The organism is Herminiimonas sp. KBW02 (assembly GCF_003852535.1).
Taxonomy (GTDB): Bacteria; Pseudomonadota; Gammaproteobacteria; order Burkholderiales; family Burkholderiaceae_D; genus Oxalicibacterium.
In genome coordinates this window covers 126,383-150,103 of record NZ_QAJP01000005.1, presented here as the reverse complement: position 1 = coordinate 150,103, position 23,721 = coordinate 126,383, and the positions used below count along the sequence as shown (strand labels likewise).

20 protein-coding genes and 1 tRNA gene are annotated in these 23,721 nt (G+C 55.8%); 16 read left to right on the top strand and 5 right to left on the bottom strand.

The features are described from left to right. The first annotated feature begins 101 nt into the window (after positions 1-101). The 5 genes from DBR37_RS10070 (at position 102) to DBR37_RS10050 (ending at position 4,491) form a co-directional block, all read left to right on the top strand. Complete coding sequence (locus DBR37_RS10070) at positions 102-953, top strand: D-amino acid aminotransferase (RefSeq protein ID WP_124574343.1); 852 nt, start codon at positions 102-104, stop codon at positions 951-953. Between the two features lie 71 nt (positions 954-1,024). Continuing rightward, positions 1,025-1,321, top strand: coding sequence for a DUF493 family protein (locus DBR37_RS10065; RefSeq protein WP_124574342.1), 297 nt, complete (start codon positions 1,025-1,027; stop codon positions 1,319-1,321). A gap of 10 nt (positions 1,322-1,331) precedes the next feature. Continuing rightward, complete coding sequence (lipB, locus tag DBR37_RS10060) at positions 1,332-1,982, top strand: lipoyl(octanoyl) transferase LipB (protein ID WP_124574640.1); 651 nt, start codon at positions 1,332-1,334, stop codon at positions 1,980-1,982. Between the two features lie 134 nt (positions 1,983-2,116). Continuing rightward, on the top strand, positions 2,117-3,112 hold the full coding sequence (lipA, locus tag DBR37_RS10055) for a lipoyl synthase (RefSeq protein ID WP_124574341.1): 996 nt from the start codon (positions 2,117-2,119) through the stop codon (positions 3,110-3,112). Positions 3,113-3,171: 59 nt separating this feature from the next. After that, positions 3,172-4,491, top strand: coding sequence for an MFS transporter (locus DBR37_RS10050; RefSeq protein WP_124574340.1), 1,320 nt, complete (start codon positions 3,172-3,174; stop codon positions 4,489-4,491). 74 nt (positions 4,492-4,565) lie between these two features. On the opposite strand, the gene DBR37_RS10045 is transcribed toward DBR37_RS10050, so the two are convergent. Beyond that, on the bottom strand, positions 4,566-6,419 hold the full coding sequence (locus tag DBR37_RS10045; protein WP_124574339.1) for an ABC transporter ATP-binding protein: 1,854 nt from the start codon (positions 6,417-6,419) through the stop codon (positions 4,566-4,568). 142 nt (positions 6,420-6,561) lie between these two features. Here DBR37_RS10045 and DBR37_RS10040 point away from each other — a divergent pair, with 142 nt between their 5' ends. The 11 genes from DBR37_RS10040 to DBR37_RS09990 all read left to right on the top strand — a co-directional run bounded on the left by DBR37_RS10040 (position 6,562) and on the right by DBR37_RS09990 (position 20,989). Further along, on the top strand, positions 6,562-7,008 hold the full coding sequence (locus DBR37_RS10040) for a CopD family protein (RefSeq protein ID WP_124574338.1): 447 nt from the start codon (positions 6,562-6,564) through the stop codon (positions 7,006-7,008). A gap of 892 nt (positions 7,009-7,900) precedes the next feature. Continuing rightward, positions 7,901-10,750 (top strand): monovalent cation/H+ antiporter subunit A, encoded by a 2,850-nt coding sequence (locus tag DBR37_RS10035; protein ID WP_370454245.1) that lies wholly within the window; start codon positions 7,901-7,903, stop codon positions 10,748-10,750. After that, positions 10,750-11,091 carry a Na+/H+ antiporter subunit C gene (locus DBR37_RS10030; RefSeq protein WP_124574336.1) on the top strand — a complete coding sequence of 114 codons (342 nt, stop codon included), beginning with the start codon at positions 10,750-10,752 and terminating at the stop codon, positions 11,089-11,091. Before DBR37_RS10035 ends, DBR37_RS10030 begins: the two co-directional genes overlap by 1 nt. Continuing rightward, entirely contained in the window at positions 11,091-12,719 is a 1,629-nt protein-coding gene (locus tag DBR37_RS10025; RefSeq protein WP_124574639.1) for a monovalent cation/H+ antiporter subunit D, read from the top strand. The genes DBR37_RS10030 and DBR37_RS10025 overlap by 1 nt, the downstream gene beginning before the upstream one ends. Beyond that, on the top strand, positions 12,716-13,222 hold the full coding sequence (locus DBR37_RS10020) for a Na+/H+ antiporter subunit E (RefSeq protein ID WP_124574335.1): 507 nt from the start codon (positions 12,716-12,718) through the stop codon (positions 13,220-13,222). Before DBR37_RS10025 ends, DBR37_RS10020 begins: the two co-directional genes overlap by 4 nt. After that, complete coding sequence (locus DBR37_RS10015) at positions 13,219-13,497, top strand: K+/H+ antiporter subunit F (RefSeq protein WP_124574334.1); 279 nt, start codon at positions 13,219-13,221, stop codon at positions 13,495-13,497. The genes DBR37_RS10020 and DBR37_RS10015 overlap by 4 nt, the downstream gene beginning before the upstream one ends. Beyond that, positions 13,494-13,868: a monovalent cation/H(+) antiporter subunit G gene (mnhG, locus tag DBR37_RS10010; RefSeq protein ID WP_124574333.1), complete on the top strand. Its 375-nt coding sequence runs from the start codon at positions 13,494-13,496 to the stop codon at positions 13,866-13,868. Before DBR37_RS10015 ends, mnhG begins: the two co-directional genes overlap by 4 nt. Before the next feature lie 206 nt (positions 13,869-14,074). Further along, positions 14,075-17,485, top strand: a complete 3,411-nt coding sequence (locus DBR37_RS10005; RefSeq protein WP_124574332.1) for a DUF748 domain-containing protein — start codon at positions 14,075-14,077, stop codon at positions 17,483-17,485. A gap of 176 nt (positions 17,486-17,661) precedes the next feature. Further along, positions 17,662-20,010, top strand: coding sequence for a Tex family protein (locus DBR37_RS10000; RefSeq protein ID WP_124574331.1), 2,349 nt, complete (start codon positions 17,662-17,664; stop codon positions 20,008-20,010). A 57-nt stretch (positions 20,011-20,067) separates the two neighbouring features. After that, complete coding sequence (grxD, locus tag DBR37_RS09995) at positions 20,068-20,382, top strand: Grx4 family monothiol glutaredoxin (protein WP_124574330.1); 315 nt, start codon at positions 20,068-20,070, stop codon at positions 20,380-20,382. A gap of 1 nt (position 20,383) precedes the next feature. Then, entirely contained in the window at positions 20,384-20,989 is a 606-nt protein-coding gene (locus DBR37_RS09990; RefSeq protein WP_124574329.1) for a UbiX family flavin prenyltransferase, read from the top strand. Positions 20,990-21,004: 15 nt separating this feature from the next. Here the strand turns inward: DBR37_RS09990 and DBR37_RS09985 are convergent, their stop codons facing one another. From DBR37_RS09985 to DBR37_RS09970, 4 genes are all read right to left on the bottom strand, one after another. Next, the gene (locus DBR37_RS09985; protein WP_124574328.1) at positions 21,005-22,135 is read right to left on the bottom strand and encodes a branched-chain amino acid ABC transporter substrate-binding protein; all 1,131 of its coding nucleotides are present in this window, start codon (positions 22,133-22,135) and stop codon (positions 21,005-21,007) included. A 222-nt stretch (positions 22,136-22,357) separates the two neighbouring features. Then, positions 22,358-22,433 (bottom strand) — tRNA-Thr (locus DBR37_RS09980). Between the two features lie 27 nt (positions 22,434-22,460). Continuing rightward, complete coding sequence (locus tag DBR37_RS09975; RefSeq protein WP_124574327.1) at positions 22,461-22,976, bottom strand: ClpXP protease specificity-enhancing factor; 516 nt, start codon at positions 22,974-22,976, stop codon at positions 22,461-22,463. Positions 22,977-23,091: 115 nt separating this feature from the next. Beyond that, the gene (locus DBR37_RS09970; RefSeq protein WP_124574326.1) at positions 23,092-23,703 is read right to left on the bottom strand and encodes a glutathione S-transferase N-terminal domain-containing protein; all 612 of its coding nucleotides are present in this window, start codon (positions 23,701-23,703) and stop codon (positions 23,092-23,094) included. Positions 23,704-23,721 lie beyond the last annotated feature (18 nt).

The following is a 23,721-nucleotide window of genomic DNA, read 5'->3' as shown; positions in this document are numbered from 1 at the left end:
TACTTGGTACAAGGATGCCGCCTGTCAACATCTGTAGCACACGCACCAGCCTGCCGGCCTTTGTGCCAGAATTGGGACTCTCCCACTGAAGGAATGGTGACATGGACCACGATCCCCTCGTCTACCTGAACGGCAGTATGACGCCGCTCTCCGAAGCCAAAATTTCTGTATTGGACCGCGGCTTTATTTTTGGCGACGGCATCTATGAAGTCATTCCGATCTACGCCCGCAAGCCATTCCGGCCACAACAACATCTGGCCCGTCTGTTCCGCGGCCTGGCCGCCATCGGCATCAATAATCCACATACCGAGCAAGAGTGGCTGGAGCTGGTGACGCGCGTAGCCGCAGCCGCAGCCGTGCCGGATCAACTGGCGTATATACAGGTGACGCGCGGCGTAGCGAAGCGCGCGCACGCCTTCCCGAACGTGGAGTTGACGCCTACGGTCTTCATCATGGCGAATCCGCTCACGCCACCACCCGAGCACGTCCGCACACATGGCGTTGCCTGTGTTTCGATGGAAGATAAACGCTGGCTGCATTGCGAAATCAAATCCATCTCGCTGCTCGGCAATGTATTGGCGGCACAAAATGCAGCAGAACACGACGCCAATGAATCCATCCAGTTCCGCGATGGATTTTTGACAGAGGGATCGGCATCCAATGTCTGGATAGTCAGGCAAGGTATACTGTCGGGTCCGCCCAGGGATAATTTGATCCTGGAAGGCATACGTTACGGCTTGATGGAAGAGTTGTGTGCAGCGAACAACATTCCGTTCGCGTCGCGTCGCATCAGCCGTGATGAAGTATTTACTGCTGACGAAGTGCTCTTGTCGTCGGCGTCCAAGGAAGTCTTGCCTGTCATCTCCATAGACGGCCAGACCATTGGAAACGGGCAGCCCGGCCCCATTTATAAACAACTATATAAGGCATATCAGGACGCCAAATCGGCCTGAATTTACCTGACATGCAGTCCGGCAGCCAGCGAACTGCTGGCACAAATGATAACTTTCAAAAGCAGCCTACTATGACAGAAGCAAACAAACCAAGCGACGCGGTCGATCCGATGGAAAACCTGATCGACTATCCGAGCGACTTCCCCATCAAAGTCATGGGCCTGTCGCACGATCAGTTCGTCCCTACCATTATTGAAGTAGTCACCGTGCACGATCCGGAATTCCACGAAGGCCGCGTCACGCAGCGCCCTTCTTCGGCGGGCAACTATCTGTCGCTGACGATTACCGTGCGCGCCACCAGCCGTGAACAACTCGACAATCTGTATCGCGCCCTGTCGTCGCACCCGATGGTGAAGTACGTCCTGTAATACCGTGGATCTGTCCGTGCCAAGCCAGCCCCTGGTCCTGCAACGCGGGCTGGAAGCTTACGCGACCACATTCGACGCCATGCGCGCATTTACCGATGCGCGTACGGCGGCGACCGCCGACGAACTATGGATCGTCGAGCACCCGCCCGTCTTTACCCTCGGCCTGGCCGCTGATCCCTCGCATGTGCTGGATCCGCACAACATCCCCGTTGTGGAAACCGACCGCGGTGGCGAAGTCACCTATCACGGCCCGGGCCAGGCTGTTATCTATTTGCTACTGGATTTGCGTCGTCACAAGGCGGATGCCCGCCTGTTTGCCCGGGAACTGGTGAATAAAATCGAACAGGCTGTGATCGATACGCTGGCGGCGTATAATCTTGCCTGCGAGCGCAAACCCGGCGCGCCCGGCATTTATATGTCGGACGGATCGGCGCAAGGCGCCAAAATCGCTGCACTGGGCCTGAAGATACGTGGCAACGGTTGCACGTATCACGGCGTCTCGCTCAATGTTGCGATGGATCTGACCCCGTTTACCTGGATCAATCCCTGCGGTTATGAAGACCTGGCTACCATCGATATGCAAAGCCTGGGCGCGCAGGCGACATTATCTGAAGTGCAAAATGCACTGGCAGACAAATTAAGCAAAAGCCTGTCACGATAGACCGGCAGCAATAGCACTACCCGTAATACCATTATTTTCATCGTGGCAATGACGAACGTCGGCGCCACGCGTTCTTAGCCAGCACTGTTACCCGGCGCTGACATAAGGGCGACTGACATAAAGCGACCAGCCTGATGACTACCGAGACAAATCCAGCCGTAACGCCTGCCTACAACCCTAGCGAAAAACAAAAGGGGGCCGCCAAAACCATCCGTATCCCGATCAAGGTGATACCCATGGAGCGCCTGCCCAAGCCCGACTGGATACGTGTCAAAGCTGCTTCGCCGTCCACCCGCTTCTACGAAATCAAAGACATCCTGCGCGCCAACAACCTCGTCACCGTATGCGAGGAAGCCAGCTGCCCGAACATCGGCGAATGCTTCGGCAAAGGCACCGCGACCTTCATGATCATGGGTGACAAGTGCACTCGTCGCTGCCCGTTCTGCGACGTCGGCCACGGCCGCCCTGACCCGCTCGACGTCAATGAACCAGAGAACCTGGCGAAGACCATCGCTGCGCTGCGCCTGAATTACGTTGTGATTACATCTGTCGACCGCGACGATTTGCGCGATGGCGGCGCCGGTCACTTTGCCGAATGCATACGCCGTGTGCGTGAACTGTCGCCAAGCACCCGTATTGAAATCCTGGTACCGGACTTCCGTGGCCGCATGGACCGTGCGCTGGAAATCCTCAATGCAGCACCACCGGATGTGATGAACCACAACCTCGAAACCGCACCGCGCCTGTACAAGGAAGCACGTCCGGGTTCCGATTACGAATACTCGCTGAACTTGTTGAAACGCTTCAAGGCACAGCATCCGAACACCCCTACCAAATCCGGCATCATGGTCGGCCTCGGTGAAACCGACGAAGAAGTCTTGCAAGTCATGCGCGATATGCGTGCGCACGATGTCGACATGCTGACCATCGGCCAGTACCTGATGCCTAGCGGCGACCACTTGCCAGTGCGCCGTTATGTGCACCCTGACACCTTCAAAATGTATGAAGAAGAAGCCTACAAAATGGGCTTCGCACATGCAGCCGTCGGCGCAATGGTACGCAGCTCCTACCACGCCGACCAGCAGGCACATGGCGTGACCACTGCACTCAACGATGTCGTTAACAAGTAAATCGAAATAACTCAGCAACCCGCAACGCGGTTAAATATCAGGGAAGAAGGACAGTAACAATGAATGACCGACACGCGGGTAGCGAAAAGAAAAATTCGCCAGCCACCGTTTTATTCGCCAGTCTGATCGGCACCACCATCGAATTTTTCGATTTCTATATTTACGCCACTGCAGCAGTCCTGGTTTTTCCCACCCTCTTCTTCCCTTCATCGAATCCCACCGCCGGCATGCTGCAATCGCTGGCGACGTTCGCGATTGCCTTCTTTGCCCGCCCTGTCGGTTCCGCCGTGTTCGGTCACTACGGTGATCGCATCGGACGCAAGGCGACGCTGGTCGCCGCTTTGCTGACCATGGGTATTTCTACGGTCGTGATTGGTTTGCTGCCGACCTATGAAGCAATCGGCACACTCGCTCCGCTGCTGCTGGCTTTATGCCGCTTCGGCCAGGGCCTGGGCCTGGGTGGTGAATGGGGGGGTGCAGTATTGCTTGCAACTGAAAACGCACCACCGGGCAAGATCGCCTGGTATGGCTGCTTCCCGCAACTGGGCGCACCACTCGGCTTCTTCCTCTCCGGCGGCATCTTCCTGCTATTGAGCGAAACCCTGACCAATGAACAATTCTTCAGCTACGGCTGGCGCATTCCTTTCATCGCCAGTGCGGTGCTGGTACTGGTCGGCCTGTATGTGCGTCTGAAAATTACAGAAACACCAGTTTTCCAGAAGGTGATCGATAAAAACGAACGCGTCAAAGTGCCTATCGCCACCATCTTCAGTGAACACAGCCGCCTGCTGGTACTGGGTACCATCATCGCTACCGCGACCTTTGTACTGTTCTACCTGATGACCGTGTTTGCGCTGAGCTGGGGCACCACCGGCCTGGGTTACACCCGCAAGGAATTCCTCATCCTGCAATTGTTTGCAGTTGTCTTCTTTGCGCTGACCATCCCGATCTCTGCGCTGCTGGCAGATAAATATGGCCGTCGCATCACCATGATTCTGGTCTCGATCGCCATCGTACTGTTCGGTTTCCTGATCGCGCCTATGTTTGTCGCGAATGATGCAATCGGCGTCACAATGTTCCTGTCGCTCGGTCTGGCACTGATGGGCATGACCTACGGCCCGCTCGGCACCATGCTGTCGGAACTGTTCCCGACCGAAATCCGTTATACCGGCGTCTCGCTCACCTTCAATCTCGGCGGTATCGTCGGTGCATCACTGGCACCGTATGCCGCGACCTGGCTGGCGACCAATTATGGTTTGCACTACGTCGGTTACTACCTGTCGGGCGCAACCGTGCTGACGCTGCTGGCATTGCTGCTGGTAGGCAAGCAAAAGTCGATGACAGAATCGGGACTCACACCATCCGGCAGCAATTCCTGATCAGGTTTGTCTGCAAATAAAAAGTCCGGTACAGCATCAGCTGACCGGACTTTTTTTATGCGAGGTGTAATGGCTTACGCAGGCAAGCTTTCTTCGGCATCATCCTCTTCACCGAGGAAGCCACCACTCTGATGCGCCCACAGGCGCGCATACAAACCATTGCGTTCCAGCAGTTCGCGATGCGTGCCTTCTTCCACGATATTGCCTTTATCCAGCACGATCAACCTGTCCATCGCCGCAATCGTTGACAGCCGATGCGCAATCGCGACCACGGTTTTGCCTTCCATCAGTTGATACAAGCTGGTCTGGATCGCTGCTTCCGCTTCGGAGTCGAGCGCACTGGTCGCCTCATCCAGCAACAGGATAGGCGCATCCTTCAACATCACGCGTGCGATGGCTATCCGCTGGCGCTGGCCGCCGGACAATTTCACGCCGCGCTCACCAACGTGCGCGTCGTAACCGGTGCGACCTTTGGCATCGCTCAGGGTCAGGATGAAGTCATGCGCTTCTGCACGTTTGGCGGCAGCGATCATTTGGTCATCAGTCGCATCCGGACGACCATACAGGATGTTGTCGCGCACCGAACGATGCAGCAAGGACGTATCCTGCGTCACCATGCCGACTTGCGCACGCAAGCTGGTTTGCGTCACATGTGCAATGTCCTGACCGTCTATCAGTATGCGTCCTCGTTCGATGTCATAGAAACGCAGCAAGAGATTCACGATGGTGGACTTGCCCGCACCGGAACGCCCGACCAGGCCGACCTTCTCGCCTGGACGTATCGTCAGATCCAGCTTTTCTATGACGGAACGTGTACCACCGTAAGCGAAGCCAACACCTTCGAACACCAGCTCGCCTTTATCGACCTGTATAGGCAGTGCATCCGGCGCATCGACCACGGTATGCGCACGCGACAAAGTATTGATGCCGTCCTGTACGGTACCGACTTGCTCGAACAGGCTGGCCATTTCCCACATCACCCAATGCGAAATACCGTTCAGGCGCAAGGCCATCGCAGTCGCCGCCGCCACCGCGCCGATGCCGACCTGCCCTTGCGTCCACAACCACAGCGCGACGCCTGCAGTACTCAGAATCAGCAACATGCTCAATGCGTGATTAACGACTTCAAAGCCGCTGACCAGGCGCATCTGGTTATGCACTGCCGCCAGGAATTCCTGCATCGCATTGCGCGCATAGCTGGCTTCACGTCCGGCATGCGAAAACAATTTCACCGTACCGATGTTGGTATATGCATCGGTGATGCGTCCGGTCATCAGCGAACGCGCATCGGCCTGGCGCCGCGACACCTTGCTCAGGCGCGGCACAAAGTAACGCAAGGCGACCCCATACAAGGCGGCCCAGCTCATGAAAGGCGCCAGCATCCACAGATCGAAGGTGCCGACCACACTCACCAGCGTGACGAAGTAAATCAGCACGAACACCAGGATGTCGCCCATGATCATGCACACGTCACGCACCGCGAGTGCGGTCTGCATCACCTTGGCAGCAACCCGCCCGGCAAATTCATCCTGATAAAAACCCATGCTCTGGTTCAGCATCAGACGATGGAAGTTCCAGCGCAGCTGCATCGGGAAGTTACCTGCCAGTGCCTGGTGCTTGAACAAGGTTTGCAAGGCAACCAGGATCACACTGAGTATCAGCACCCCGGCCAGCAAGAGCAGGCTCTGACGTTCCTGCGTCCATAACAGCGCCGGCTGCACTGTGCTTAGCCAGTCGACGATGCGCCCCATCATGGCAAACAGCAGTGCTTCGAATACACCGATAGCAGCCGTCAACAATGTCATGGCCGCGATGTAACGACGCGCGCCTTTGGTACACGCCCAGACAAAGGCGATAAATCCGTTTGGTGGTGTAGCAGGCACCTCTTCCTGATACGGGTGCAACAATTTTTCAAACCAGACAAACATTCATTTCTCCAAATTAGCCGGATCAGATCAGGCTGCGAAGGTCACAACGCGCGTGTGACGATCTTCATGCAATTTTCTTTGTAATCCGCGGACCTTCGGCTACCCTATGGCTCTCTTATTCATTTCTCCCAGAGGACGCCCCATGATCATTGCGAAACTCCTACACATCCTCGGCTTCACGGTCTGGGTCGGCGGCATGTTTTTCGCGCACAATGCGCTGCGCCCGACTGCAGCCACTGTGCTGGAGCCACCGCAACGCCTGACTTTGCTGGCGGGGGTATTCAGCAAATTCTTCGTCTGGGTCTGGATCTCGGTCGCACTGATACTGGGCAGCGGGCTGTATATGATGGCCCTGATGGGCAAACCGCCGATGTACGTCACCCTGATGTCTGTCATCGGCATCATCATGATGCTGATTTTTGGACATATCTTCTTCGCACCCTACCGTCGTCTGCTGCGTGCAGTTGCAGCACAGGAATGGAAAGTCGGCGGTGCCGCGATGGCGACTATCCGCAAACTGGTGGGAATCAACTTGATACTCGGATTGGTGACGATAGTCATCGGTACGCTGGGACCTATGCTGCTGTAAATAACTCAGTCCGCGCATGGAATGTTTCTGCAACAGAAGTATTCCATGCCGTACAGCATACATGAATTGTCATTTTCGCGAGCAGCACCGCTACGCGGGCAGCAAGCCTTCCTCATCTGACAAATATATTCCGCATCAACTCCCCGTAACACGGCCAAAATAAAGCGTTCGCATCAATTTTAAAAAGTTGCAGGCGAGCATACAAAGCAAGTCTGTTATTATTGACGGGCTGAAAAAATCGGCAACAGGATTTTATAAGCAGTGCGCAACATGCGCGCGCACGTTTAGACATGCTGACCTCCGGTCAGTACCAGATGGGCCAATGGCGACCATCCGTCGGTACAACGCCATGTGTATCCAGATACGTTCAGGATGTTCAAGGAAGAAATACAAGCTGCACTTGCTCGCTGCAAGCGTGCGAGGCTGAGCCGGCGGTGTGCGCTGCAATAGCGGGCAGGAATTTTGCTAATGCAGCAAGTACGCGATGCCTTTCTTTTGCATTGAATTTTGATAAGCCCGTTCGTCTTCTATATAGATGGTGTGACCGGGTGCGAGCTGAAAATGAAACTTTCAATTTCCGCTTGCGTTCCCGTGCCGGGCGAATTGACGCGCAAGTGACATGTCAATTTGCGCCAGAGGATGGAGGTCTGAGCGACTTCGGTCGGCACTCGGCAGCAAGGTGCAGATTGAGACACTGATTTTTTATCAAACTAAAGGAATACACCTCTATGACATACACATCCTGAACTCATCCGGTCGACGGTCGCTGATGTAACCCGACTCGCCATTTCTCCTGATTGTTTTCCTGCGCATGTATAGACTTATTCCAGAATCCTTACTGTTACTCTCCCTCGTCATCGTTCCCTTCATAGGCTGCGTAATCGCCGCCTGTATGCCTGCAAATGCGCGTAACCGCGAATCCTTGCTGGCTGGCGGTGTCGCCCTGTATGGCCTGTTGGTCTCTGCATTCCTTTATCAAGAAGTCGGCTCCGGTGAAATCGTGCGCTACCAGGCAGCGTGGCTGCCTATGCAGGGCGTGGACTTTGTACTCAGGATGGATGGACTGGCGTGGTTGTTTGTCATGCTGGTACTGGGCGTCGGTTTGCTGGTGGTGTTGTATGCACGTTATTACATGTCACCGGAAGATCCGGTCCCGCGTTTCTTCGCCTTTCTGCTCGCCTTTATGGGCTCGATGCTGGGCGTCGTCCTCTCCGGCAATCTGATCCAGCTGGTCGTATTCTGGGAGCTGACCAGCCTCACTTCATTTCTGCTCATCGGTTACTGGCACCATCGCATTGACGCCCGTCGCGGCGCGCGTATGGCGTTTACCGTCACCGCTGCCGGTGGCTTGTGCCTGCTGTGCGGCGTGCTGATTCTCGGTCATATCGTCGGCAGCTACGATATGGACATCGTGTTAGCAGCTGGCGACAAAATCCGCGCCCATCACTGGTATGTCGCAGCATTGGTACTGGTCGCACTGGGCGCACTGACCAAGAGCGCGCAATTCCCTTTCCACTTCTGGCTGCCACATGCGATGGCGGCGCCAACCCCGGTTTCGTCCTACCTGCACTCGGCCACGATGGTGAAAGCCGGGGTATTCCTGCTGATCCGCTTCTGGCCTGCCTTATCCGGCACCGAAGAATGGACCTGGCTGATCGCAGGTGCGGGCGTATGTACCTTGCTGATCGGTTCCTTCATCGCGATTTTCCAGCATGACCTGAAGGGTTTGCTGGCTTACTCCACCATCAGCCATCTGGGCCTGATCACCGTGTTGCTGGGCATAGGCTCGCCGCTGGGCGTGGTCGCAGCCATTTTCCACACGCTGAATCACGCAATTTTCAAAGCATCGCTGTTCATGGCTGCAGGCATCATCGACCATGAAACCGGCACCCGCGACATGCGCGTGCTGCGCGGCCTGCGCCATGCGATCCCGATTACCGCAACGCTGGCGATCGTCGCCAGTGCGTCGATGGCAGGCGTCCCCTTGCTCAACGGCTTCCTGTCCAAGGAAATGTTCTTCGCCGAAACCTTGCATGTGGGTGGCACCGAGAACTGGTGGATGTCGTATGCGGCGGTGGCGATGGGTATATTCAGCGTCGCTTACTCGCTGCGTTTCATCAGCGTCTTCTTCGGTCAGTTGCCGAAAGACCTACCCAAGACACCGCATGAGCCGCCACGCTGGATGCGCTTTCCAGTCGAACTTCTGGTCCTGTTGTGCCTGATCGTCGGCATAGCCCCGGGCCTCAGCGTCAAACCCTTTCTCGGCAGCGCTGTGGTGTCGGTACTGGGCACACAAACCCCGGAATACGATCTGGGCATGTGGCATGGTTTCAATCTGCCGCTGCTGATGAGTTTTATCGCCCTCGCCGGCGGCATCGTTTTCTACATCATTCTGCGTCGTTACTTCTACCTAGCATCGCGCGAAAACGTGCCTATCCTGCATAGACTGAGCGGCGCACAAGCGTATGAATCAACGATGTTGCGCATCTCGGCCAGCGCTGCGCTGCTGGTGAAATGGCTGGGTACACGTCGTTTGCAACCGCAACTATTCCTGATGATGGTCGCCATGATAGGCGTGCCGTTATTGATGGTCAGGCCATTGCCGGTACTGAATGCCGCCTCCTTTGCCAACGTTGATCCGTTGTTTGCCCTGATGTGGGTCATCGGTTGCGTCTGTGCACTCGCGGGTGCATGGCAGGCGAAGTATCACCGCCTGGCAGCATTGATCCTGGTCGGCGGCACCGGTGTGGTCGTCAGCATGACCTTCCTGTGGCTGTCGGCACCTGATCTGGCGCTGACGCAAATGATGGTGGAAACCGTGACCGCCGTGCTGATCCTGCTCGGCTTGCGCTGGTTGCCGCGTCGCCTGGTACCGCGCGAACTGAATATGCAAATCCCGCGCACGGTCTGGCTGCGTCGTTCCCGCGATTTGGTTCTGGCCATCATCGGCGGCGTCAGCATCGCAGCAGTCAGCTATGCGGTACTGACCCATCCGCAACCAGCCAGCATCGGCGACTTCTTCCTGTTGCGCGCCTTGTCCGAAGGTGGCGGTTCAAACGTGGTGAATGTCTTGCTGGTCGACTTCCGCGGCTTCGATACCATGGGTGAAATCACAGTGCTCGCCATCGTCGCACTGACGGTCTACGCACTGCTGCGTCGCTTCCGTCCGGCACCGGAAAGCATGGCACCACCGGAACAGCAAATCAGCAATATCGACCTGGCGGCACGGCAAACCCCGGCCGAACAAGTCGAGGTTGGTTACCTGATGGTGCCAGGCGTTTACTTGCGCTTCCTGCTGCCTTTCATGGCGATGATCGTGGTGTACTTCTTCATGCGCGGCCATAACCTGCCGGGTGGCGGCTTTGTCGCAGGCCTGATCTTTGCGGTGGCCATCATCGTGCAATACATGCTGGCAGGTACCACCTGGGTGGAAACCCATTTGCACCTGCGACCACTGCGCTGGCTATCGTTCGGCCTGGTGACCGCCTGCCTGACCGGCCTGGGCGCCTTCCTGCTCGGCTACCCGTTCCTGACCAGCCACACGGCACACCTGCATTTGCCTGTACTCGGCGAAGTCCATGTCCCGAGTGCCTTCTTCTTTGACCTCGGCGTATTCGTCGTCGTGGTCGGTGCCACCATGCTGATCCTGGTTGCACTGGCCCACCAATCGATACGTAGTCGTCGTCCGCAACAAGGTAGCACTGCCGAAGCGTCTACCACCAACAAGCGAGGGATCGTCTGATGGAAATTGTTATCTCTCTCGCCATCGGTGTCCTGTTTGGCTCCGGCATCTGGCTGATACTACGCCCGCGTAGTTTCCAGGTGTTGACCGGTCTGATGCTGATGTCTTATGCGGTCAATCTTTTCATCTTCATCATGGGCCGGTTGTGGGTCAATCGTCCGCCGCTGACCCTGGGTGACGCCATTCCTGATCCGGCACAGTTCACCGATCCGGTGCCGCAAGCACTGGTGCTGACCGCGATCGTGATCGGCTTTGCGACCACAGCACTCTACCTGGTTGTCATGATTGGTTCGCGCGGCCTGACCGGCACCGATCACGTAGACGGCGAGGAGACCGATTGATGAAGCTGGAGTGGATACAACATTTGATCGTTCTGCCGGTACTGCTGCCGCTGCTGTGCGGCGCGCTGCTGATACTGGTGAATGAAAGCCGACATCAATTCAAGTTCTTCGTGAACCTGACTTCTGTCTTGCTGCAACTCGCACTGGCGATCGTCCTCATCAGGCTGACCGACAACGGCGACTGGATGGATGGCATAGGCGTGTACCTCGCCGCCAACTGGTCAGCACCTTTCGGTATTGCACTGGTCGCAGATCGCCTGGCTGCAATGATGCTCTTGCTGACCGCAATACTCGCAACCGCAGCCTTGCTGTACTCGATGATGCGCTGGAGCCGTATCGGTGTGCACTTCCACACCTTGTTCCAGTTCCTGCTGATGGGGATTAACGGTGCTTTCCTGACGCACGATCTGTTCAATCTGTTTGTGTTCTTCGAAGTCATGCTGGCCGCTTCCTACGGCCTGGTACTGCACGGCTACAATACCGCGCGCATCCGCGCCGGCATGCAATACATCGCCATCAACCTGGCAGCATCGCTCTTGTTCCTGATTGGTGTCGCACTGATCTACGCCAGCACAGGTACGCTGAACATGGCCGATCTCGCGGCTCGCATACCGCAGGTCGGCGCAAATGATCTGGTGTTCCTGAAAATCGGTGTCGCCGTGCTCGCCATCGCTTTCCTCGTGAAGAGTGCGATGTGGCCGCTCGGCTTCTGGCTGCCGACTACTTACTCTGCCGCCTCGCCACCAGTCGCTGCGATGCTGGTGCTGATGACCAAAGTAGGTGCTTACGTCATCCTGCGTTTGTGGCTGTTAATCTTCTCGCCGGACGCCGGTGCGGTAGCAGGTTATGGCTATGACGCGCTGCTGTGGGGCGGTATGGCGACCATCGTATTCGGCGCAGCAGGCATGCTCGCCAGTGAAGGTCTCGGCCGCATGGCCGGATACGGCGCTATCGTGTCATCCGGTACCTTGCTGGCCGTGATCGGTTACGGCCAGGCTTCGCTGGTCACGGCAGGCTTGTATTACCTGCTCGGCTCGACCATGGCGATGGCGGCCTTTGTGCTGCTGATCGAACTGGTGGAACGGATACGCTCACCGGGCGCCAACATGCTGGCACTGACGATGGAAGCGTTTGCAATTGAAGAGAAGCCTGAAGAAACCGCGGGTGTCGGCATCCCGGGCGCACTGGCATTCCTCGGCCTCGCTTTTGCCGGTTGTGCGCTGATCATTGCCGGCTTGCCGCCGCTGTCCGGTTTTGTCGCCAAATTCGGCCTGTTCCACGCGCTGCTGCATCCGGACGCCAGCAACATCCTCATCAGCTCGACCACCTGGGCCCTGATGACGCTGATCGTGCTGTCCGGCCTCGCGGCGATTATTTCCCTCATGCGTTTTGGTGTGCGTACATTCTGGGCGTCCGGCGCGATTGCATCGCCACGCCTGCACCTGAGCGAAGTACTGCCGATCAGCGCGCTGCTCCTGCTGTGCGTAATCCTGACTCTGCAAGCAGGACCGGTATTCGCCTATCTGGAACGCACCAGCCATGATCTGCATAGACCATCGCAATATATAGACCGGGTTATTTCCGAGCCTGCGGTACCGAATGCATCTGTATCCGGAGGTCGCCCATGAAGCGCTGGCTACCCTCACCGCTGATGTCCTTCATCCTGCTGCTGTTCTGGCTGTTGCTCAATGAAAGCCTGGAAGCATCTGCTTTGCTGCTGGGCGCGATCCTGGCAATTGCGATACCGCTGCTGACGCAACCTTTGCAGCCGCTGGGCTTCCCGCGCATTTCCAAGCCGCTGACTCTGTTCCGTTTGCTCGGCATGGCGCTGATCGAAATCGTGCGCTCCTGCATCAACGTGAGCCGTCTGATTTTGTTTACTCCGCGCAGCAAACTGAATTCGCAGTTCATCCGCATCCCGCTGGATATCCGTAATCCCTACGGCCTCGCAATGCTGTCCTGCCTGATCAATTCCACACCGGGTACAGTATGGGTCGAGATCCTGCCGGACACGCATGAACTCGCGCTGCACGTATTCGATCTGCACGACGAGCAATGGTGGATAGACACCATCAAGACGCAGTATGAGCGTCCCTTGATAGAAGTTTTTGAACAGGAGAATGTGACATGACGCTACTGCTGGAACTGTCAGTCAAGTTCGCCTTCCTCTGCATCATCCTGGCGATGCTGTGCTGCACGATACGCCTGCTGATAGGCCCGACCGCGCATGATCGTGTGCTGGCGCTGGATACCTTGTGGATGTGCGCGATGCTGCTGGCCCTGATGCTGGGCATACGCTTCGGCGACCTGATTTACTTTGAAGCGGCGATGATGATAGCCCTGCTGGGCTTCGTTTCGACCATCGCCCTCACCAAATTCCTGATGCGCGGGGAGATCATAGAATGAACGGATTTGAAACCTTGCCAGCCTGGGCCGCATTGCCGGTGGCAATATTGCTGATCATAGGCGGCGCTGTCATTCTGATCGGCGCACTTGGCCTGCTGCGCCTGCCCAGCTTCTACCAGCGCATCCACGGTCCGGCCATTACGGTGACATTGGGAGCCGGCTGTCTGCTGCTGGCGTCCATGCTGTACTTCACCGTGCTGCAATCGCGCCTGGTGATCCATGAACTGATCATCTCGGCCTTCATCCTGATGACGGCACCAGTGGTCGCCATGCTCATCATGCGCGCCGCCGTCTACCGCGACCTGCGTGCCGGCAAGCGTAATGCCGGAGCCGATGCCGGCGCGGTCTACACCTTTCCGGAAAAAGAGTAGGCCCTCCTTCCGCCCGGGTGCGCACTGCACCCGGCTCCCTGCTTCCCCTGCTGCTTTACAGTCGTCAACCACCAGTGTTAACGCTGTGTTAACACCGTTCCGGCGTTTGCATAAACTCACATAATTACGTATTCAAATCAGCAACATTGCTATCTGGCCGCTGGTAGAATTAACTACCCACCACTCCCGGCTTATGCTGAACTCCCATGGCTAACCTCCGCACTGAGCAGCTGACGCAATCCGTTCGCACATTCTCGGGCAAACCTGTCGTGCGACGCACCCTGATCGGCTTGCTTGCATTCATCGTCCTGCTTGGCTTGTTCGGCTTCTTTGCGTTGCCGGGCATCATCAAATCGCAGGCAGAACAAATCATTACGGAAAAGTTGCACCGCCAGACCACCATCGGCAAAGTCGAGGTCAATCCGTACGCGATGCGACTGACCATACATGACATGAAGCTGATGGAGCCGGAAGGCGACGTTACCTTTGCCAGCTTTGAAAAGCTGATGGTCAATGTTTCGTACAAATCGCTGCTGCGCTTTGCACCTGTCATCGAACAAGTCCAGCTCAGCACACCGTACGTGCACCTGGTACGCAAGGATGCGGCCAGCACCAACATCGATGACATCATCGAACTGATCAGCAGCCAGCCGCCTTCACCGGAACCTGCCCGTTTCTCGGCCTTCAATATCGAAATCGATAAAGGACACATCGAGCTCGATGACAAGACGGCACAAACCAAACATGAAATCACCGATCTGAAACTGGGTGTACCGTTCATCTCGTCGCTGCCATCACAAGTAGAAGTCTATGTAGAACCCTTGCTGAGTGCGAACGTCAACGGCTCGCCTATGCTGATCAAAGGCAAGGCGCATCCGTTTGCCGATCCGGTCAACGCCGTGGTCGACCTGAACCTGGATGATGTAGACCTGACCGATTACCTTAAGTACGTACCGGGTACACCGCACTTCAAACTGCCGAGCGCCAAGCTCGATGTACACCTGACCGCCGACTTCCGGCAGGAAAAGGAAAAAGCCCCGGCCTTGCTGATCAGCGGCAGCATCAAACTGAAAGCACTGCAACTCAACGATCAGAACGACAAATCAATAGTCAAGTTACCGGAGCTGGCCGTTACCCTGAACGAAGCCAAGGTTCTGAGCGAACGCTTTGAAATCGCCAAACTGGAAATCAATGGCGTGGAAGCCGACATTGCGCGTAATGCAAACGGCCAGTTCAACTTCGACAATTTGCTGACACCACCTGCGCCGTCCAAAACTGCAGCAGCCAATAAGCCTGACAGTGCACCTGCCGCACCAGTCCCGGCATCGACAGAGACAACAGAAAAAGCTGCCGCTAGCACACCAGCACCAGATTCAACGACAGCGAGCGCAGCGGCACCTGCCAAAACACAGCCCAAAACACCAGCGGCATTTACACTGGCACTGGGCGAACTCACCATCAACGACGCTGCACTACGCTATAGCGACGCGCAAGGCGAACGTCCGGTGAACGCCAGCATAGAAAAATTCAATCTGGCCGTCAGCAAAGTCGAAGTCGACACCGGCAAGAAAGCAGTCACGATTGAGGAAGTGTCATCCAACCAGGCCGGTTTCGATTTGCAGCAAGGCAAGCCACGCAGCAATGCAGCGCCTGCAAAGAAAACCACCGGTACCGACACACCGGCCAAAGCCGCAAGCAAAGCCAACGATGCACCGTACACGGTAGACATCAGCAAGATCGCTATCAGCAACTGGTCGGCACGTCTGGAAGATCGCAGCCTGCCAAAAACAGCGATCACCACCATTGATCCTTTGACGCTCTCGCTGCAAAACCTCTCGACCAAAGCGAATGCACGTGGTCAGCTTGACTTGAAAGCAGCCGTCAACAAAAACGGCCAACTCTCAGTCAACGGCAGTGTCGGCATGACGCCTTTACACACTGATCTCGCGCTCGACTTCAAGAGCGTCGATATCATGCAACTGCAGCCTTACTTCACTGATCAGGTTAACATCCTGCTGACCCGCGCCGATGTATCCGGCAAAGGCAAGCTACAGATCGATCAGGGTAAGGGTGATGCATTGATCGGTGGCTTCAAGGGTGATCTGACGGTAGGCAATCTCGCCACCATAGACAAGCTGAGCAGCAACGACTTCCTGCGCTGGAAATCGCTTTATTTTGGCGGCATGGATGTGCGCCTCGCACCGTTTGCACTGAGCATCGATCAAGTCTCGCTGAGTGACTTCTTCGCACGTATCATCATCGACCCGACCGGCCGTATCAATCTGCAAGACGTCAAACGCAGTGAGACCGTCGGCCAGAAAAGCGTGACCGAAGAAACCAAGCCAGCGACGCCGAACCCGCCGCTAGCCTCATCCAAAACGGTGGTACTGCCACCGCCGACCAAAGCGGCCAGCGACATACCGCCGATCAAGATTAAAAAACTGACGCTGCAAGGCGGGCAGATACGTTTTACCGATAACTTCATCAAACCAAACTACACTGCCAACCTGATGAAATTCGGCGGCACCGTCAGCGGCTTGTCATCAGATCCGAATAGCAATGCGAATGTCGACCTGAAAGGCCAGGTCAACAGCGCGCCACTCGCTATCGCCGGCAGCGTCAATCCGCTGAAAGGTGACCTGACGCTGGACTTGAAAGCAGAAGTACACGGCATGGAACTGGCACCGCTGTCACCATACTCCGGCCGCTACATCGGTTACGGCATAGAGAAGGGCAAGCTGTCCTTTGAAGTCGCCTACAAAATTCAGGATCGCGTACTCAGCGCGCAAAATCGTCTGATCCTGGAACAGCTGACACTAGGCAACAAGATAGAGAATTCAACCGCAGGCGACCTGCCAGTCAACTTTGCGCTGGCCTTGCTGCGTGATCGCAACGGCGTGATCGACATCAATCTGCCTATCGGTGGCTCGCTCGATGATCTGCAATTCTCGATAGGCGGCATCATCGTCAAGGTCATCGTCAATCTGATTACCAAAGCGGTGACTGCGCCATTCGCGCTGATCGGCTCACTGTTTGGTGGCGGCGAAGAACTCTCGAACCTGGAGTTCGCCGTTGGCCGGGCGAATATCGACGACACCGGAGAAAGCAAACTCAAAAGCATGGCGAAGATGCTGACCGATCGCCCTGCACTGAAACTGGAAATCACTGGCCGCAGCGATCCTGAAACTGATCGTGAAGGTTTGAAACAGGCGTCGATCGATCGCAAAGTACGCGCACTGAAACTGAAAGATATGGTGTCGCGCGGACAATCCGGCGACCTCGACAGCCTGACGATTACACCGCAGGAATATCCGGCCTTGTTGAAGCGTGTCTACAGTGCAGAGAAGTTTCCGAAACCACGCAATATGATCGGTCTGCAAAAAGATTTGCCAGTCGACGAAATGGAAAAACTGATGGTGACCAATACCACCGTCAGCGACGATGACCTGACCGCATTGGCGAATCGTCGCGCACAAGTGGTCAAGGACTGGCTGCTGCAAACCGGCAAAGTCCCGGAAGACCGCCTCTTCATCCTGGCCTCCAAATCCGGTGCTGGTGCTGCAAAAGAAGGAACTGCCAGCGCTAAAGCCAGCCGGGTAGATTTTTCATTGAAGTAAATTCCAACCACGCCTGCGATGCTGAGTAAGCATCGCAGGCATTCCACCGCAACAGTTGCAAGAGAGAAAACATCCGGCTATGCGCGGGCATTTTTCTCTGCTGTCAAGACTGGCGCATTCGCATTAATTGCGTATCATCTACCGCTCGTTGCACTCATTTTTCATTCTGATCATTCATGCTGCCTTCAATCGAACAACGTCTCGCCGCCGAACTCGTCGCCAAACCCAACCAAATCGCTGCTGCTGTCGCCTTGCTGGATGAAGGCGCAACCGTCCCGTTTATCGCCCGCTACCGTAAGGAAGTGACCGGCGGCCTGGACGATACGCAATTGCGCCTGCTGGAAGAGCGCCTGCGCTATCTGCGCGAACTCGAAGACCGTCGCGCCGCTATCGTCGCTTCGATTGAAGAGCAAAAGAAAATGACGCCAGCCTTGCTCGAAGCAATCATGCATGCAGAAGACAAGACCCGTCTGGAAGATTTATACCTGCCGTATAAACAAAAACGCCGCACCAAGGCACAAATCGCGGTCGAAGCAGGACTCACGCCACTGGCAGATGCATTGCTGGAAAACCCGGCACTGAATCCGGAAGAAGAAGCCGCCAAATACCTGAAGCCCGCTTTCACCGTAGAAGGTGTGGAGAATCCGGGTGTAGCGGACACAAAAGCCGCGCTAGATGGCGCACGTCAAATCCTGATGGAACGCTTCGCTGAAGATGCGACCCTGCTGCAAGCATTGCGCGAATACCTGACAGAACACGGCATTGTTGAATCCAAGGTCGTTGAAGGCAAGGAAGATGCAGGTGCGAAGTTCGCCGATTACTTCGACTACTCGGAAACCATAGGCACTATCCCGTCGCACCGCGCACTGGCCATGTTCCGCGGTCGCCGTGAAGAGATGCTGAACGTCAATCTGCGCCTCGACAGCGAAGAAGAAAAACCGAAATGGGATGCTCCGCATAACCCATGCGAAGGCCGTATCGCATCGCGCTTCGGCATCAGCAACCAGGGTCGTCCGGCGGACAAATGGTTATTCGATACCGTACGCTGGACCTGGCGCGTCAAAGTCTTCATGCATCTGGAAACAGAGCTGATGACCAATCTGCGCGAAAAAGCCGAAGTTGAAGCGATCAATGTCTTTGCACTGAACCTGAAAGCCCTGTTGCTGGCAGCACCAGCCGGCCCACGCGCCACCATGGGTCTGGATCCGGGCTTGCGTACCGGCGTCAAGGTTGCAGTCGTTGACGCGACCGGGAAGGTAGTCGATACCGCCACCGTTTATCCGCATCAACCACGTAACGACTGGGACGGCACACTGCATACGCTGGCGCAACTGGCAGAGAAACACCAAGTCGCACTGATCTCCATCGGCAACGGCACCGCCTCACGTGAAACAGACAAGCTGGCGCAAGACCTGATCAAGATGCGTCCTGAACTGAAACTGACCAAGATCGTCGTGTCTGAAGCAGGCGCATCGGTCTACTCGGCATCCGAATTCGCTTCGCGCGAATTACCGGATATGGACGTCTCCATCCGTGGCGCGGTCTCCATCGCACGTCGTTTGCAAGATCCTTTGGCCGAACTGGTGAAGATCGATCCGAAATCCATCGGCGTTGGTCAGTATCAGCATGATGTCGGCCAGTCCCAATTGGCGCGCTCGCTGGACGCCGTGGTCGAGGATTGCGTGAATGCGGTAGGCGTCGACGTCAACACCGCCTCTGCACCGCTGCTGGCACGTGTCTCCGGCCTCAACAACAGCGTCGCACAAAGCATCGTCAGCTATCGCGATATGAAGGGCATGTTCACCTCACGCGCCGATCTGCGCGCGGTACCGCGCCTGGGCGACAAGACCTTTGAACAAGCGGCAGGCTTCCTGCGCGTGATGTCCGGCGAGAACCCGCTGGATGCGTCGGCGGTCCATCCTGAATCCTATCCGCTGGTGGAGAAAATCCTGGCTGATATCAAAAAGGATGTGAAAAGCATCATTGGCGATGAAAAAGTCCTGAAATCGCTGAGCCCGGCCAAGTACGCAGATGAAAAATTCGGTATCCCGACCATCACCGACATCCTGAAAGAACTGGAAAAACCCGGCCGCGATCCGCGTCCGGAATTCACCACCGCAACCTTCAAGGATGGTGTCGAGGAAATCAAGGACTTGCGTCCGGACATGATTCTCGAAGGCGTAGTCACCAACGTCGCCGCCTTTGGCGCGTTTGTTGACATCGGTGTACACCAGGATGGCCTGGTACACATTTCCGCGCTGTCCAACACCTTCGTCAAGGATCCGCACACCGTGGTCAAGGCCGGACAAGTTGTCAAAGTGAAAGTGCTGGAAGTCGATGAAAAGCGCAAACGTATCGCTTTGACAATGCGTTTGTCTGACTCTGCACCGGTCGCCGGCAGCAAACCGGAGCAGCGCGGTGACCGTAATGACAGCCGTCGCCTCTCGCAGCACCAAAACCAGCAAAGCCGCCAGCCGGATGCCGGCAGCGCGATGGCAGCAGCGTTCGCCAAACTGAAGGGATAAGCAGCAAGTTTTCCCGGATTTTCTTATAATGTCAGATTAACCCATAGTGAGGCGGCAATGAGCGACGACGTACAATCCTGGATCAAGGAAACCGTAACCCAAAATCCAGTCGTTTTATTCATGAAAGGCACAGCACAATTTCCACAGTGCGGCTTTTCCGGCAAGGCAATTCAATTGCTAAAAGAAAGTGGCGTGCAGGATCTGGTCACGGTTAACGTGCTGGACGATGCTGAAGTACGCCAGGGCATCAAGGACTTCTCGAATTGGCCAACCGTACCGCAGTTGTACGTTAAAGGCGAGTTCATCGGCGGCTCCGACATCATGAATGAGATGTTTGAATCCGGCGAACTGCAAACATTGCTGAAAGCCTGATGTGACAGCGTCTGCTGACGCTACTCCGACGCCGCATCGGAAGCGATTAATTATCGCCATCACCGGTGCTACCGGCGTCATCTACGGCATACGCCTGCTGCAAGTACTACGCGATATCGCAAGTGTGGAAACACACTTGCTGATATCCGAAGCAGGTGTGCTGAATCTCCATCAAGAACTTGATATGAAGCGCAAGGATGTCGAAGCGCTGGCTGATGTCGTGCATAACGTGCGCGATGTGGGCGCTGCGATTGCGAGCGGCTCGTTTCAATCCGACGGCATGGTCATTGCGCCTTGCTCGATGAAAACGCTGGCGGCCGTGGCACACGGCTTCTCCGACAATCTGATTTCACGCGCTGCCGATGTAGTACTGAAAGAACGTCGCCGCCTGGTGCTGATGGTGCGTGAAACGCCATTCAATCTCGCGCATCTGCGCAATATGACAGCTGTTACCGAAATGGGCGGCATCATCTTCCCGCCGCTACCCGGCTTTTATCACCGCCCTGCTTCAATCGCAGAGATGGTCGACCACACGACAGGTCGCGTACTGGATTTGTTTGATATCCAGCACAGCCTGACGCCGCGCTGGAATGGCTTGAAAGACTAAATCCGTTCTACCCGCTCAGTTCGCCAGACGTCGTTTGCCGTCCTGGTAGGTGTAGATAGAAATGGTCGGATTCTTGATCTCGCCGCGCTGGTCGAACTGCACGTTCGACATCACCCCCGCAAAATGCACTTTAGCCATCGCCGGCAAATATTTCTGCGGCTCTATGCTGTTGGCGCTCTGCATGGCCTTGGCGACTGCCAGCACTGCGTCATACGAGTACGGGCCATGCATCTGGAACTGGCCAGGGAATTTATCGTCATAGCGCTTCTTCCAGGCACGGCTGGCTGCGGTGCGATCAAGCGCGATGCCGCTATGCGCGCACACCAGGTTGTCCTGTATCTTCATACCCTCAGTACGCTGCTCCATACCCTGTGTACAAATGCCGTCACCGCCGATAAATTTCTGGCGCGTCAGACCGAGCTGCTCCATCTGACGCAACATCGCACTGCCTTGCGGGTCCATGCCGCCGAAGAAGACAGCATCCGGATTGCGTCCCTTGATCGCAGTCAGGATCGCGCTGAAATCGACTGCTTTGTCATTGGTATATTGCTGGGTGACGACTGTCACCGGCGTGTTGCGCAGCGCTGTCCGGAATGCGTCGGCCAGTCCCTGCCCATACGCGCTGCGGTCATCGACCACGGCTATCGTCTTTAGCTTCAGCACATTCACCGTATATGCAGCGAGGGCCTGCGCCAGCGTGCTGTCATTCGCCAGCATGCGGAAAGTGGTGTTGTAGGCAGACTTCGTCAGCTCGGGGCTGGTGGCCGATGGCGACAGGTTAGGCAAGCCGCACTGATGGTAAATCCGCGCAGCTGGTATTGCCGTACCGGAGTTGGTATGGCCGATCACTGCGTTCACATGCAAATCGCAAAAGCGCTGCGCAACTGCCGCCCCCTGTTTCGGATCTGCAGCATCGTCTTCGGACAACAGCTCAAATCGCAGTTGCTTGCCACCGACGATGATTTTCTTTTCGTTCAGTTCATCTATGGCCAGGCGCGCACCATTCTGGCTGTCCTTGCCGTAAAAAGCCTGCGGTCCGGTCAGCGGCGCGGCCAGACCTATTTTGACGGTCTGTACGTCCTGCGCCTGAACCAGCGTAGCGGCAGAAACCAACAAGGGAGCAATGAAGAAAGAACTAGATTTCATGGGCACTAAAAAGAAAGGTGAGATGAATAGCCCCCATTCTAGCCGCAGATAGTGCCGGGACTGAACCATGCAAAACTACTGAGAAAAGAAAGGTGAGATGAATAGCCCCCATTCTAGCCGCAGATAGTGCCGGGACTGAACCATGCAAAACTACTGAGCATGGATGAAAAGCGAACATATAAGAAAAAACCCCTCATAGCGAGGCTATAAGGGGTTTTTATTTGGTGCCGACTGCCGGTTTCGAACTGGCCACCTGATGATTACAAATCAACTGCTCTACCAAATGAGCTAAGTCGGCTAAACTTTTGCAGAGCAGTATTATACTCTATTTGATGCGTGTGAGTGTAGGTCTTCCACCTTTTTTCGGCGGATCCGGCACATCGTCATTCCCGTCACCATCTGCATCACGATCTTCAGGCTTGTGCGGTGCCGTCGGAACCGAGCTTAACGCAGGCGCAGTATGGGCTGGCGCCACATCTTCCGCAGTTGTATCCTCGCCTTCCTCCTCTGCTGCTTCCGCATCGGCCTTGTTCGTGGCTTCGAAAGCCATGCCCTGCCCGTTCTCACGCGCATAGATGGCGACCACATTATCGACAGGTACCGTGATATCGCGGGAAACCCCGCCGAAGCGGGCACTGAAGCGGATCAGATCATTTTCCATCTTCAGGCCACTGGTGGCGCTGAAGCTGATGTTCAGAACGATTTCGCCGTTTTTGACGAATTCCATCGGGACCCGTGTGGCACCGTCGACGACGGCAGCCATATAAGGGGTATAGCCGTTGTCAGTGCACCACTCGTAAATGGCACGCAGCAAATATGGTTTGGTTGAAGTTTCAGACATGATGGCGATCAGCTCTACACGGCTAAAAAGTGTGCCATGAAACCCCGGCGATGTCGTTGATTGAAACATAAGGTTTCATACAAGGACACGACCGGGAACCCCACAGCGCAGTTTTTTAACGGCGCATGACCTTTTCAGAAGGCGTCAGTGCTTCGATATAGGCAGGACGCGAGAAGATGCGTTCAGCGTATTTCATCAGCGGTGCAGCGGTTTTCGACAACTCGATGCCGTAATGATCCAGACGCCACAACAACGGAGCAATTGCTACGTCCAGCATCGAGAATTCATCGCCCAGCATGTATTTGTTCTTGAGGAACAACGGAGCCAGCGTGGTCAGGCGGTCACGGATTTCATTCCGTGCTTTTTCCTGGACCTTTTCACCGCTGCGACCTTTGTCGTTTTCCAGCGTGTGTACGTGGATGAACAATTCTTTTTCAAAATTGAAGAGCATCAGACGCGCACGCGCGCGCATCAACGGATCTGCCGGCATCAATTGCGGATGCGGGAAGCGCTCATCGATGTATTCGTTGATGATGTTCGATTCATACAAAATCAGATCGCGCTCAACCAGGATAGGTACCTGGCCGTACGGATTCATAGTCGAAATATCTTCCGGCTTGTTAAACAAATCTACATCGCGGACTTCAAAGTCCATGCCTTTTTCAAACAGAACCAGACGGCAACGTTGAGAGAATGGGCAGGTTGTACCCGAATAGAGAACCATCATTTTTATAGTTCCTTAGAA

Excerpts from the sequence above, each read along its gene's own strand:
- DBR37_RS09985 (WP_124574328.1), bottom strand. The coding sequence starts at position 22,135 with ATGAAATCTAGTTCTTTCTTCATTGCTCCCTTGTTGGTTTCTGCCGCT.
- grxD (WP_124574330.1), top strand. The coding sequence starts at position 20,068 with ATGAGCGACGACGTACAATCCTGGATCAAGGAAACCGTAACCCAAAAT.
- DBR37_RS10000 (WP_124574331.1), top strand. The coding sequence starts at position 17,662 with ATGCTGCCTTCAATCGAACAACGTCTCGCCGCCGAACTCGTCGCCAAA.
- DBR37_RS09975 (WP_124574327.1), bottom strand. The coding sequence starts at position 22,976 with ATGTCTGAAACTTCAACCAAACCATATTTGCTGCGTGCCATTTACGAG.
- DBR37_RS10025 (WP_124574639.1), top strand. The coding sequence starts at position 11,091 with ATGAAGCTGGAGTGGATACAACATTTGATCGTTCTGCCGGTACTGCTG.
- DBR37_RS09970 (WP_124574326.1), bottom strand. The coding sequence starts at position 23,703 with ATGATGGTTCTCTATTCGGGTACAACCTGCCCATTCTCTCAACGTTGC.
- DBR37_RS10070 (WP_124574343.1), top strand. The coding sequence starts at position 102 with ATGGACCACGATCCCCTCGTCTACCTGAACGGCAGTATGACGCCGCTC.
- DBR37_RS10065 (WP_124574342.1), top strand. The coding sequence starts at position 1,025 with ATGACAGAAGCAAACAAACCAAGCGACGCGGTCGATCCGATGGAAAAC.
- mnhG (WP_124574333.1), top strand. The coding sequence starts at position 13,494 with ATGAACGGATTTGAAACCTTGCCAGCCTGGGCCGCATTGCCGGTGGCA.
- DBR37_RS10020 (WP_124574335.1), top strand. The coding sequence starts at position 12,716 with ATGAAGCGCTGGCTACCCTCACCGCTGATGTCCTTCATCCTGCTGCTG.
- lipA (WP_124574341.1), top strand. The coding sequence starts at position 2,117 with ATGACTACCGAGACAAATCCAGCCGTAACGCCTGCCTACAACCCTAGC.
- DBR37_RS10015 (WP_124574334.1), top strand. The coding sequence starts at position 13,219 with ATGACGCTACTGCTGGAACTGTCAGTCAAGTTCGCCTTCCTCTGCATC.
- DBR37_RS10030 (WP_124574336.1), top strand. The coding sequence starts at position 10,750 with ATGGAAATTGTTATCTCTCTCGCCATCGGTGTCCTGTTTGGCTCCGGC.
- DBR37_RS10035 (WP_370454245.1), top strand. The coding sequence starts at position 7,901 with ATGCCTGCAAATGCGCGTAACCGCGAATCCTTGCTGGCTGGCGGTGTC.
- DBR37_RS10005 (WP_124574332.1), top strand. The coding sequence starts at position 14,075 with ATGGCTAACCTCCGCACTGAGCAGCTGACGCAATCCGTTCGCACATTC.
- DBR37_RS10045 (WP_124574339.1), bottom strand. The coding sequence starts at position 6,419 with ATGTTTGTCTGGTTTGAAAAATTGTTGCACCCGTATCAGGAAGAGGTG.
- DBR37_RS10040 (WP_124574338.1), top strand. The coding sequence starts at position 6,562 with ATGATCATTGCGAAACTCCTACACATCCTCGGCTTCACGGTCTGGGTC.
- DBR37_RS10050 (WP_124574340.1), top strand. The coding sequence starts at position 3,172 with ATGAATGACCGACACGCGGGTAGCGAAAAGAAAAATTCGCCAGCCACC.